The 771-nt window shown below is 69.0% G+C and carries 1 protein-coding gene; it reads left to right on the top strand.

Going from position 1 to position 771, the window contains the following annotated elements; translation table 11 throughout:
- Positions 1-771: ketoacyl-synthetase C-terminal extension domain-containing protein (locus WA788_RS35445; protein WP_335984607.1), on the top strand; the 771-nt coding region annotated here is incomplete at both ends.

Genomic DNA, 771 nt, shown 5'->3' with positions numbered 1-771 from the left:
GCCGAATGGTCCGTCGCAGCAGCGGGTGATTCGGGCGGCGTTGGCGAGTGCGGGGTTGCAGCCGGGTGATGTGGATGTGGTGGAGGCGCACGGGACTGGCACGGCGTTGGGTGATCCGATCGAGGCGCAGGCGTTGCTGGCGACGTATGGGCAGGACCGGCCGGAGGGTCGGCCGTTGTTGTTGGGGTCGGTGAAGTCGAACATTGGTCACACGCAGGCGGCTGCGGGTGTGGCGGGTGTGATCAAGATGGTGCAGGCGATGCGGCACGGGATGCTGCCGCAGACCCTGCATGTGGATGCTCCGTCCTCCCACGTGGATTGGTCGGCCGGGGCGGTGGAGTTGCTGACGGCGCCGCGTGAGTGGCCGGCGGGTTCTGGTCCGCGGCGGGCGGGTGTGTCGGCGTTCGGGATCAGTGGCACCAACGTCCACCTCATCCTCGAACAGCCCGTGCAGGAGGAGGTGGAGTCTGTCTCGGAGGTGGGGTCGGAGTCTGGTGGTGCGGTGGTGTGGGTGGTGTCGGCGCGGTCTGATGCGGCGTTGGTGGCGCAGGCGGGTCGGTTGGCGGAGTTCGTCGACGCTCGCCCTGAGGTCTCGGTCGGGGATGTGGCGTTGTCGTTGGCGGTGACGCGGACGACGGGGTTCGCGCACCGGCTGGCGGTGTTGGGCGGTGACCGTGATCAGCTGCTGACGGGGATGTCTGCGGTTGCCGCGGGGCAGGTTGCGCCTGGTGTGGTGAGCGGGGTGGTGTCCGGGGTTGGTGGTTCGGTGGT

The organism is Streptomyces sp. CA2R106 (genome assembly GCF_037034245.1).
GTDB lineage: Bacteria > Actinomycetota > Actinomycetes > Streptomycetales > Streptomycetaceae > Actinacidiphila.
Note: the sequence above shows the minus strand (reverse complement) of the source record. Positions and strands in the feature narration are given on the sequence as shown.